Origin of the sequence: Kitasatospora sp. NPDC001603, assembly GCF_040298365.1 — a bacterium.
In the GTDB taxonomy this organism is placed as follows: Bacteria; Actinomycetota; Actinomycetes; order Streptomycetales; family Streptomycetaceae; genus Kitasatospora.
In genome coordinates, this window is the sequence record NZ_JBEPAA010000143.1 from 1 (window position 1) to 9,825 (window position 9,825).

Sequence of the window (9,825 nt, forward strand, 5' to 3'; positions counted from 1 at the left end):
GGCGGCGGGCGGCGCCGCGCCCCCCCCCCGCCGGGCCGCCCCCCCCCCCCCCCCGCCGCCCCCCCCCCCCCGGGGGGGGGCGGGGGCCCCCCCCCCCCCGCGCCCCGCCCCCCCCCGCTCCTCCCGCCCGCGCGGTCACGACGGTTGCGCCGCCCGGGTGAAGCCGGGCGGCGCGGCGGGACGGTGGAGAGGGCGGCGGGGCGGACCGGCGGCCAGCGGGACGGCACGCGGACCGCGCCCGGGGCCGCTCAGTTGGGCGAGCTGTGCTCGGCGCGCCAGGCCTCCCAGCCGGCCGCCGAGGCCACCTTCGCCTCGCGCAGCGCCCGCTGCGCGACGGCCGTCGCGACCGCCGTCGGCGGGGTCTCCAACCGCTTGATCCACGTACGCCCGGCCGTGGCCAGCGCCGCGCACACCATGGCCGCACCGGCCGCGCCGAGCACCGCGCCGATGCCCGTGAGAACCGCTCCGCCGGCCAGCAGCGAACGGTTGACCTGGAAGCCACTGAGGAAACTGTCATTGGTCGCCATGCGTCCACCATGGGCGCAGTCGGCGATCCCCGCACGCCGAGCTGCTCCGGGGTGCGGGAGCCGGGCCCGTCCGCGACGCTGGCCCCAGGGCCGCCGCGAACGGCCCGGCAGGCGGGGCCCGGCGACGGACCCGGCGACGGACCCGGCAGGCAGGCCCAGGAGGACACCCGATGGTCGATCTCGAACAGCTCGCCGTGGAGCACGCGGCCAAGGCCACCGAGAGCCCGCACGGGCGCAGCGCCCACCTCGTGGTGCACGACGGCGTGCTGCGGCAGACCGTGATCGCGCTGACCGCAGGAACGTCGCTGGACGAGCACAACGCCCCCGCCGCCGCGAGCATCCAGGTGCTGCGGGGCCGGGTCTCGCTCACCGTCGCCGGGCATCTGCAGGAGCTGTCGGCGGGCCAGCTGCACCCGATCCCGCAGGACCGGCACGGGCTGCTGGCCCACGTCGACTCGGTGGTGCTGCTGACTGCGGTCACGGCGTAGCCGCCCCCGCCGGACGACGCGGCCCACAGCGGCCCACGGCGGCCTACGGCGCGGCCGCGCCCAGCACGGTGGGGGCGACCAGCTGGAGTCCGCGCAGGAAGTCCCGCCCGGTCGGCGCCATCTCGGGCGCGGCCAGCCACTGGGCGGCCAGGCCGACCAGCATCGCCTGGTAGAACATCCCGCGGGCCAGTTCGTCCTCGGTGTCCGGCACCTCGGCGAGGCCCTGGAACAGTGCCGCGAGCCCGAGCCGCCCGCCCTTCTGCGCCGCGGTGAGCGCCGCCGCCAGCTCGGGTGCCCGGTCGGTCTGCACCATCGCCTCGAACTGCGCCGCCCAGAGGCCGCGGTGCTCGACGAAGGTCTCCTTCACCCCGTCCCAGACCGCGACGAACCGTTCCTCCGGCCCGTCCGCGAGTTCGTTCGCGCGCGCCACCACGGCGCCCAGTGCGACGCCCCACTCCCCCGTCGCCTCGATCAGCGCCGCGTTGAGCAACGCCTCCTTCGAGCCGAAGTGGTAGCCGATCGCCGCCAGGCTGACGCCGGAGGCGGTGGCGACGTCCCGGGCGGTGGTGCGCCCGTAGCCCTTCTCGTACAGACAGCGCTTGGCGCCGGCCAGCAGGTCCTCACGATTTCCCATGGCCCGATGCTACGGCCTGTCTGGACAGATGTCTTGCACGTTCGTCTCACACGGAAGCCTGAGACAAATGATTTAGACGCTTGTACTAGACAAGCGTCTGACACGCCCGTACCGTCTTCCCCATGACCGCAACCACCGGCCGCGCAGGCCGTCGCGAATGGATCGGCCTGGCCGTCCTCCTGCTCCCCACGCTCGTCCTGACCATGGACATGGGCGTGCTCTTCTTCGCCGTCCCGTACATCTCCACCACGCTGGCGCCGAGCGGCACCCAGCAGCTGTGGATCATGGACATGTACTCGTTCCTGCTGGCCGGGCTGCTGATCACGATGGGCTCGCTGGGCGACCGGATCGGCCGGCGCCGGCTGCTGATGATCGGCGCCGCCGGTTTCATCGGGGCCTCGGTACTGGCCGCCTACGCCGACGGCGCGGGCCAGCTGATCGCCGCCCGCGCCGTGCTCGGCGCCGCCGGGGCGACCGTGATGCCCTCGACCCTCGCGCTGATCCGGAACATGTTCCACGACCCCAAGCAGCGGCAGATCGCCCTCGGCGCCTGGGGCGGCGTCCTCACCACCGGCGCCACGCTGGGCCCGGTCGTCGGCGGGTTCCTGCTGGCCCACTTCTGGTGGGGTTCGGTCTTCCTGGTCGCCGTCCCGGTGATGGCCCTGCTGCTGGTCGTGGCCCCCTTCCTGCTGCCCGAGTACCGCTCCCCGCGGCAGGGCGGCTTCGACCTGCTCGGCGCCGGCCTCTCGCTGGCCTCGATCCTGCCGCTGGTCTACGGCGTCAAGACCCTCGCGGTGGACGGCTGGAGCCCGCTCGCCGCCGCGGCCGTCCCGGTCGGGCTGGCTTTCGCCGCCCTCTTCGTCCTCCGTCAGCGCACCGCCGCCGCCCCGCTGCTCGACCTGAGCCTGTTCAGGATCCGCGCCTTCACCGGGGCGATCAGCGTCAACATGGTCGCGATGTTCGCGATGATGGGCTTCACCCTCTTCACCTCGCAGTACCTGCAGCTGGTCAAGGGCATGAGCCCGCTGACGGCCTCGCTCTGGTCGCTCGTCCCCAGCGTGGGCGTCGGTGCGGCGGTCGGGCTGGGCGCGGCGCTCGCCGGGAAGGTCCGGCCGGCGGTGCTGATGGCCGGCGGCTTCCTGATCGGCGCGGCCGGCTTCGCGATGATGACCCAGGTCGGCGCCGGCTCGCCGCTCGCCCTCATCCTCTCCGCGGCGGGGGTCCTGGCCGCCGGCACCGTCGGCACCATGACGCTCACCGCCGAGATGGTCGTCTCCGCCGCACCGATCGAGCGGGCCGGTACCGCCTCCGCCACCTCCGAGACGGCGGTCGAGCTCGGCAGCTCGCTCGGCATCGCCCTGCTCGGCGCGGCCGGCGCCGCGGTCTACCGGTCCCGGCTGGACGGCGCCCTCCCGGCCGGGATCGACGGCGAGGCCGCCCGCACCGCCCAGGACACCCTCGGTGGGGCGGTCACCGTCGCCGCCCAGCTGCCCGGCCGCCTCGGCACCGAGCTGCTCGACACCGCCCGGGCCGCCTTCACCGACGGCCTGCACGTGGCCGCCCTGGTCGGCCTGGTCTTCGCGGTCGGCGCCGCCCTCCTCGCCTACCGCCTGATGTCCCACCTCCCCGCCCGGCCGGCCACGGACGACACCGAGGGCGTCAAGGGTGCCGGGGGTGCCGAGGGCACCGACCGGAAGGCCGCCGAGCCCGCCGCCGTCTGAGAGAAGAAGCTGATCGGAGCAACCCGCCCCGCGCGTCATCAAGAGCCCCCGCCCACCCGGGCGGGGGCTCTCGCCAGTCCGCTCGGAGGCTGTCGCCGGCCGGCTCCGGCGTGCCAGGCTGCCGGGCATGTCACACAGTGCTGAGCACGAACGGGTCCGGGCCGGTTACGACGTCGTCGCGGAGGAGTACCGGCGGCGGATCGGCGGTGAGCTGGCCCACAAGCCGGTGGACCGGGCGCTGCTCGGGCTCGTGGTGGAGGAGGCCCGGGGCGGGCCGGTGGCGGACCTGGGCTGCGGACCGGGGCACGTCGCGGGGTGGCTGGCCGGGCACGGCGCGGCGGTGGTCGGGATCGACCTGTCGCCGAGGATGGTGGAGATCGCCCGGCGGGATCACCCCGCGGCCGAGTTCCGTGAGGGGGACCTCCTGCGGCTCCCGGCGGCGGACGGGGAGTTCGCGGCCGCCGTCGCGCTCTACTCGGTGATCCATCTCGGGACGGGCGAGCTGCGGCCGGCCTTCGAGGAGATGCGGCGCGTGCTGAGGCCGTCCGGCACCCTGCTGGTCTCCTTCCACCTCGGCAGCGAGGTGCGGCGCCTGGACGAGTGGTGGGGGCACTCCGTCGCCATCGACTTCCACTTCCTGGAGTCGGAGCGGGTCGCCGACCTGCTGACGGAGGCCGGGTTCACCGTCGAGGCGCGGCTGGAGCGGGCCGACCTCCCGGAGGAGGCGGCCACCCGACGGGGCTACCTGCTGGCCCGTCGGGACACCGACCCGACCGGGGGCTGACCTCTCGGGGGCCCAAAACCGGACAGACGCCGCCGGGAGCGCGGGCCGACCGGCTACTCGACGGGCGAGCCGAAGCGCGCCAGGTAGTGCCAGACCCGCTTGAGGGCCTGCGGATCGTGCCGGCCGGTGCGGACGGCGTCACCGATGACGCGCGGGTCGAGCAGCCCGTCCTCGGCGATCGCGAGGCCGAGGGCGACGAACTCGGGCCCCCGGTAGTCGGGGTGGCGGCTCAGCTCCTCGGTCGACAGCCGCAGGCCGGGGTGCCAGGCGAGCGGGCACGGCAGCCGGCGGGCCCGCTCCTCGACCGCGGTGCCCCGGTAGCTCGGGTCCAGCACCACCGCCTCCACGTCCCTGTCGAGCCGGACCGGCCCGTGCACCTGGGCCTCGATGTAGTCGTCCAGCTCGTCCGCGTCGTCGGCCTCGGCGAGGGCGATCAGGGCCATCCGGTCGGCGGTGCCGAAGTCGGACGGGTCGAGGTAGCTGTCCGGGTAGCAGAAGGTGGCCCGGGCGAGGGCGTGCGGGGCGAGCCGGAGATGGGCCGAGCCGAAGCGGGGCGCCGCGCCGACGGGCTTGCGCCGGTAGTCCAGCGCCCCGTACACCGGGCGCTCCTCGGCCGGGGCCTCGTCGTAGGCGCCGCCGAAGATCCGGCTCTCCCAGCGCCAGCGGTCGCCGCCGGGGTGGGCGGTCAAGCCGCCGTTGCCGGTACCGGTGACGAACTGGGAGCGGTAGACGCCGTCCTGGGCGAGCGCCTCCAGGATGTCCCGGCCGCCGTCGGCCCGGTTGGGGTGGAAGTTGAGGGTGATGCGCAGTCCGGCGGCGAGCGGGCCGCCGGTGGCGAGCGACGTGACGTGCCGCAGCGCTCGTTCCTGGGCGGGGCTGGGGGTCGCGGGGCTGGGGGTCGCGGGGCCGGGGGCCGCGGGGCCGGCCGTGTCGATGCTCATCGCGGCAGTCTGGCCGAGGCCGGCCGCCCTCCGCACCCGAGTTCCCGCCGGACGGACGGCGGCCCGGTCCTGAGCTGCGGGGCCGGGCGTGCCAGGGCAGCCTGGGGTTCGACGGGAACACCGGGAGAGCGGCGGGAGGGCCGATGCCGGACCGGGAGCCGGGGCGAGAGGCGGAGCCGGAGCCGGGGCCTGGGCCGGGGCCTGGGCCGGGGCCGGGGCCGGAGGCGGACGGCGCGCGGTCGCCGGGCGGTGGCGAGCCGGACTACCGGTTCTCGCTGGCCAACGAGCGGACCTTCCTGGCCTGGATCCGGACGGCACTCGGCCTGCTCGCGGGCGGCATCGCCGTCGACCAGCTGACCCCCGACGTCGCCCCCGCGCCGCTGCGGATCGCCCTGGCCGTGGTCTGCGCCCTCGGCGGGGCGGTGCTCGGTGCCACCGCGTACCGACGGTGGATCCGCGTCGAGGCGGCGATCCGCGCCGGGGCGCCGCTGCCGGGCACCCGGGTCCTGCTGGTGCTGTCGGTCGGGGTGGCGCTGGTGGCGGCGGTGTTCTGCGGCCTCATCATCGGATACGGCAATTGACCCGGTGGCCGGAATTCACCGCGGGGCCTGCGACTAATCGCCATCCGCCTGGTCAACACCTGGTTTTTGACCAGCGTTTCCCGACCGGTGTATACGTTCGCCTCCGCGGCCATGCATACTGGCCAGGTCGGGCGCTTTGCCCACCCGTGACTCTAGACAAGAAGGGACCGGTGGCCGGGGATGCTGCGGAACGGTCTTGAGCCCTGGCACCTCCTGGTGGTGCTGGCTGTCGTAATCCTGCTGTTCGGATCGAAGAAGCTGCCGGAGATGGCCCGTGGCCTCGGCAAGTCGATGCGCATCCTGAAGGCGGAGACCAAGGCGCTGCGCGAGGACGAGGCTCCGGCCGCGGACGCCGCCGCCGCGCCGGGTACGGCGCAGAGCACCGCTGCTCCGCAGGCGCAGACCGCGCCGCAGCAGCCGGTGGCCCCGCAGGTGGTCGCGCCGACCAATGTGACCAAGGCCACCGAGACCCCCCGGACCACGACCACGGCCTGAGGCTTCTCCGACGAAGCCCCCACCGGCAACGGTGGGGGCTTCGTCGTGTCCGGGCCCCGCCGTGGCCGGCCGGTCCGTTCGGAGCAGCCCGGCGGGCGGGACCGGTGGCACTGCGACAGGCTGAGCGGGATGTCCGCGACCCCGACCCCCCTCGCCCAGGAGCACCGCGTCGACGTGCGGGCCTGGTTCCTGCTGCTCGGCTCGTTCGCCCTGCTGATGCTCGCGTACTTCACGCTGCCGCTGCGCTACTTCGGCGAACGCCGCCCGGTCCTCAGCTGGCTCGTGTTCGCCGGTGTCCTGACCCTGCTGAGCGGCCTGCTGCTGGGCCGGGTCCTCGACCTGCTGCGCGGGACGGGCCGACGGCCGGGGCTGTGGCTGGTCGTGCTGATCTGCCTGTCGATGAACGTCTTCGCGGGCACGTACTACGTGCTGGCCGCCTCGGTGGGCGAGTTCGACGGCCTGCACACCCGGCTCGACGCGCTCTACTTCACCGTCGTCACGATGGCCACCGTCGGCTACGGCGACATCACGGCGGCCGGGCAGGGGCCCCGGCTGGTGGTGATCCTGCAGATCGTCTACAACTTCGTCTTCCTCGCGACCGCCGCCGGGACACTGACGCAGCGGCTCCGCACCGGGCTGGAGAGCCGGATCCCCCGGGCGCAGGACGGGGAGCACCGGCACGGCCTCCACCGCCGCCGCCACCGCCACCGGGCGGACGAGCAGGGCGAACAGGACGGACAGGGCGACTGACGAGGGCCCGGCGGGCCGTCAGCCGTGGCTGGTGTCGATCACGCAGAACCGGTTGCCGTCGGGATCGGCGAGGACGACGAAGTCCGGGTCCTCGGGGTAGCTGTCCCAGTCGACCGAGCTGGCTCCGAGCGCGAGCAGGCGCTCGATCTCGGCCGCCTGCTCGGCGGCGTCCGCCGTGTACAGGTCGAGGTGGACGCGGGGGTGCTCCTGGAGGGGCGATTCGCTGAGGCCGAGTGCCAGTTGCACGCCCGGTCCCTCGGCGGGTTCCAGGACGGCCCAGTGGTCCTCGACCTCGTCGCGGGCCGCGTAGCCCAGCGCTTCCGTCCAGAAGTCGACGGCCCGCCGCACGTCCGCGACACCCAACACGATGGATCCGATGGTCAACATGGGCCCGATTCTGCCCGGTCGCGGGCCACGGCCACCGGAGAATTCCACCCGGGTCGCCCGGGGCGACGGGCGGATGGCCCATCGCCCCGGCACGGGCGTCCGGTCAGTGCGGTATGGCGTGGCGTCCGGGTTTCTGGTTCTTCGGTGGGGTGCGGTGGTGGGTTTCGGGGCCGTAGTGGCCGGCCTGGCGGGCGATCCAGGCGTATTCGTGGGTGCCGTCGGGGCGGGTGCGCAGTTCCCAGCGGCCGTGGGGGGTGATGGGCGGGGGTGGGGGCGGTTGGGGGTGATGGTTGATCTTGAGGGTGGTGAGGACGCCGAGGGCGACGGTGGTGAGGGCGAGGGCGAGGAGGGTGAGGAGGGCCGCGCCGACGAGGCAATTGGCGGTGCCGGTTCTCATCGGCGGATCCCGAGGACGCGGTGGCCGAGGTGGGCGGCGAGGTCGTGGAGGAGGTCGTGGGCCTGGTCGCGGGTGAGGGGGAGGGCGAGCTGTTCGCCGGGGCCGGTGTGGATGTCGAGGTCGACGGCGAGGCGGAGCTGGAGGGTGGCGTCGGGGACGGGTTCGACGGTGAGGTAGGCGACGGTGGTGCGCTCAGTGTGGATCGCTTCGGTGATGAGGGGGATCAGGACTCCCACGGCTGGTTCCTTCCGGTGTCGCGGGGGTGTGGGGGGTCGGGTTCGGGGGTGGTGGTCACGCGGCGGCGTCCAGCTCGAACCAGACGCGCTTGCCGTGCTTGCGGGGGTCGGTGCCGAAGCGGTGGGTGAGGGAGCGGACGAGGTGCAGGCCCCGGCCGGAGAGGGCGTAGGGGTCGGCGGGGGTGCGGGGTTCGGGGAGGTGGGGGTTGTCGTCGGCGACGGAGACGCGCAGGGTGTGGTCGCGGAGCAGGACGACGACGAGCGGGGCGGGGCTGCCGCCGTGGCGCCAGGCGTTGACGTAGAGCTCGCAGAGGGCGAGTTCGGCGTCGTGGATGAGGTCGTCGGGCCAGCCGGCGAGGTCGAGGGCCTCGCGCAGCTCCTCGCGGGCGGCGGACCAGTCGGGCGGTTCAGGCAGGGTGAAGGCACACATGAGGGACCTCCGAAGTGAAGTGGAGTGGGGTGGGTGTGGCGGAACCGGCGGATTCGTCGCCGTGAGCCAGGCCGGAACGGGACTGGGAGTGCCGCGTACGGCTGCTCTGCGGTGCGCGGGCAGCAGGCGCCTACTGCCCTGGGAACAGGCGTTACTGACGATCCATCGGATCGATGTGAGACGACCGTAGCGCACGTCGCCAGAAATTTAAGCCCCGAACGAGAAGATTCCCTCTTCGGTGGGATGCTGCCCCGGGGAGGCGCCATGCCCCCAGATGGACCCGTTCACGAGCTGCGCGGCAGACTGGCCTCAGCACAGCAGAGAGGACGCCATGGCCCTTCGCCCCAACCCAACCCTTCGGCAGCGCCGCATTGGTGCCGAGCTGCGAAGGATGCGAGAGCAAGCCGGATTCGGCGGTAGTCACCTTGCCCGTACGCTCGGGGTGACACCTGCCCAGGTGACTCAGATGGAGAACGGGAAGACCGGCGTCAGCGTGGAGCGCCTACGCGCGATCGCAGCAGCCTGCATGTGCGCTAACGAGGCTCTGATCGACGCACTCGCCGAGATGATCGGGGAGCGGGGGAAGGGCTGGTGGGAGGACTATCGCCCCAGCCTGACCACAGATCTGCTTGACGTGGCCGAGATCGAGAGCCATGCCGACAGGATCTCTACCTACACGATTACCTTCATCCCCGGACTGCTGCAAACACCTTCCTACGCGGCTTCGGTGTTTGCTCGCGCGATCCCGCCGCTGCCGCAGTCGGACATCGACCTCAGAATGGCCTTCCGGCTGAACAGACAACGCACTGTCCGGTCGGGCACCACGCCCTACACGGCCTTCGTCCATGAGGCTGCACTTCGCATGCAGTTCAGTGGTCCGACCGTACTTGCCGAGCAACTCAAAACCCTCATTCGGGATTCCGAGAGCTCTGGGGTATCAGTTCGAGTTGTGCCGTTCGACATCGAGTCACTGCCCGGCCCCAGCGAGAACTTCACCTACATCGGTGGTCCAGTAGCCGAACTGGACACTGTGCAGATTGACATCAGCTTTGGCTGCCCGCTCTTCGATGCTCCCGCCCAGCTGGCAAGCTACCGGGAAATCCTCGCCCGGATGGCATCCGTGGCCCTCTCGGAAGAAGACTCACGAGACTTCATCCGATCCATTGTGAAGGAGATAGAGAGCAAACATGGATAGCTCCGTCTGGCAGAAAGCCAGCTACTCGGGCTCAAGTAACGCATGCGTCGAGGTGCGCACTGTCGATGGACTCGTCGAAATACGCGAGTCAGACGACGGCGAGATCATCGTCCGCACCACCCCCCTCAAGTTCGCCAAGTTCCTCCAGGGCGTCAAGGCCGGCGAGTTCGACCACCTCACCGACCCCACGACCTGACCCCATCGGCGGGGGGCGCGCCGACCCCCCCGGGGCGGCCGCCCCCCCCAAATAACCCCCAAA

General features: G+C 72.9%; 15 protein-coding genes. 8 read left to right on the forward strand and 7 right to left on the reverse strand.

Annotation, left to right across the window (positions count from 1 at the left end; genetic code table 11):
- Positions 1-248: 248 nt before the first annotated feature.
- Complete coding sequence (locus ABT263_RS37940; protein ID WP_352298281.1) at positions 249-527, reverse strand: hypothetical protein; 279 nt, start codon at positions 525-527, stop codon at positions 249-251.
- A gap of 170 nt (positions 528-697) precedes the next feature.
- On the opposite strand from ABT263_RS37940, the gene ABT263_RS37945 reads away from it, so the two are divergent.
- Entirely contained in the window at positions 698-1,015 is a 318-nt protein-coding gene (locus ABT263_RS37945; protein ID WP_329488429.1) for a cupin domain-containing protein, read from the forward strand.
- Positions 1,016-1,058: 43 nt separating this feature from the next.
- Here ABT263_RS37945 and ABT263_RS37950 read toward each other — a convergent pair whose 3' ends face one another.
- Positions 1,059-1,649, reverse strand: coding sequence for a TetR/AcrR family transcriptional regulator (locus ABT263_RS37950; protein ID WP_352298283.1), 591 nt, complete (start codon positions 1,647-1,649; stop codon positions 1,059-1,061).
- Positions 1,650-1,771: 122 nt separating this feature from the next.
- Between ABT263_RS37950 and ABT263_RS37955 the strand changes: the two genes are divergently transcribed.
- Together ABT263_RS37955 and ABT263_RS37960 are read left to right on the forward strand one after the other, a co-directional pair.
- Positions 1,772-3,370: an MFS transporter gene (locus ABT263_RS37955; protein WP_352298286.1), complete on the forward strand. Its 1,599-nt coding sequence runs from the start codon at positions 1,772-1,774 to the stop codon at positions 3,368-3,370.
- Between the two features lie 127 nt (positions 3,371-3,497).
- The gene (locus tag ABT263_RS37960) at positions 3,498-4,154 is read left to right on the forward strand and encodes a class I SAM-dependent methyltransferase (RefSeq protein ID WP_352298289.1); all 657 of its coding nucleotides are present in this window, start codon (positions 3,498-3,500) and stop codon (positions 4,152-4,154) included.
- A gap of 53 nt (positions 4,155-4,207) precedes the next feature.
- On the opposite strand, the gene ABT263_RS37965 is transcribed toward ABT263_RS37960, so the two are convergent.
- Positions 4,208-5,095, reverse strand: a complete 888-nt coding sequence (locus ABT263_RS37965) for a DUF3626 domain-containing protein (RefSeq protein WP_352298292.1) — start codon at positions 5,093-5,095, stop codon at positions 4,208-4,210.
- A gap of 143 nt (positions 5,096-5,238) precedes the next feature.
- Between ABT263_RS37965 and ABT263_RS37970 the strand changes: the two genes are divergently transcribed.
- The 3 genes from ABT263_RS37970 to ABT263_RS37980 all read left to right on the forward strand — a co-directional run bounded on the left by ABT263_RS37970 (position 5,239) and on the right by ABT263_RS37980 (position 6,921).
- The gene (locus ABT263_RS37970; protein ID WP_352298295.1) at positions 5,239-5,676 is read left to right on the forward strand and encodes a YidH family protein; all 438 of its coding nucleotides are present in this window, start codon (positions 5,239-5,241) and stop codon (positions 5,674-5,676) included.
- Positions 5,677-5,856: 180 nt separating this feature from the next.
- On the forward strand, positions 5,857-6,171 hold the full coding sequence (gene tatA, locus ABT263_RS37975; protein ID WP_352298297.1) for a Sec-independent protein translocase subunit TatA: 315 nt from the start codon (positions 5,857-5,859) through the stop codon (positions 6,169-6,171).
- Between the two features lie 129 nt (positions 6,172-6,300).
- On the forward strand, positions 6,301-6,921 hold the full coding sequence (locus ABT263_RS37980) for a potassium channel family protein (protein ID WP_352298300.1): 621 nt from the start codon (positions 6,301-6,303) through the stop codon (positions 6,919-6,921).
- A gap of 18 nt (positions 6,922-6,939) precedes the next feature.
- Here ABT263_RS37980 and ABT263_RS37985 read toward each other — a convergent pair whose 3' ends face one another.
- The 4 genes from ABT263_RS37985 to ABT263_RS38000 form a co-directional block, all read right to left on the reverse strand.
- Positions 6,940-7,308, reverse strand: coding sequence for a VOC family protein (locus tag ABT263_RS37985; protein ID WP_352298303.1), 369 nt, complete (start codon positions 7,306-7,308; stop codon positions 6,940-6,942).
- 103 nt (positions 7,309-7,411) lie between these two features.
- Positions 7,412-7,705, reverse strand: coding sequence for a hypothetical protein (locus ABT263_RS37990; RefSeq protein WP_352298305.1), 294 nt, complete (start codon positions 7,703-7,705; stop codon positions 7,412-7,414).
- Entirely contained in the window at positions 7,702-7,941 is a 240-nt protein-coding gene (locus ABT263_RS37995) for a hypothetical protein (RefSeq protein WP_352298308.1), read from the reverse strand. Before ABT263_RS37995 ends, ABT263_RS37990 begins: the two co-directional genes overlap by 4 nt.
- Before the next feature lie 55 nt (positions 7,942-7,996).
- A complete protein-coding gene (locus ABT263_RS38000) occupies positions 7,997-8,371 on the reverse strand; it encodes an ATP-binding protein (protein WP_352298311.1) in 375 nt (124 codons plus the stop codon).
- A 331-nt stretch (positions 8,372-8,702) separates the two neighbouring features.
- Between ABT263_RS38000 and ABT263_RS38005 the strand changes: the two genes are divergently transcribed.
- Together ABT263_RS38005 and ABT263_RS38010 are read left to right on the forward strand one after the other, a co-directional pair.
- Positions 8,703-9,566 (forward strand): helix-turn-helix domain-containing protein, encoded by an 864-nt coding sequence (locus ABT263_RS38005; protein WP_352298314.1) that lies wholly within the window; start codon positions 8,703-8,705, stop codon positions 9,564-9,566.
- Positions 9,559-9,762 (forward strand): DUF397 domain-containing protein, encoded by a 204-nt coding sequence (locus tag ABT263_RS38010; RefSeq protein WP_352298317.1) that lies wholly within the window; start codon positions 9,559-9,561, stop codon positions 9,760-9,762. Before ABT263_RS38005 ends, ABT263_RS38010 begins: the two co-directional genes overlap by 8 nt.
- The last annotated feature ends 63 nt before the right edge of the window (positions 9,763-9,825 follow it).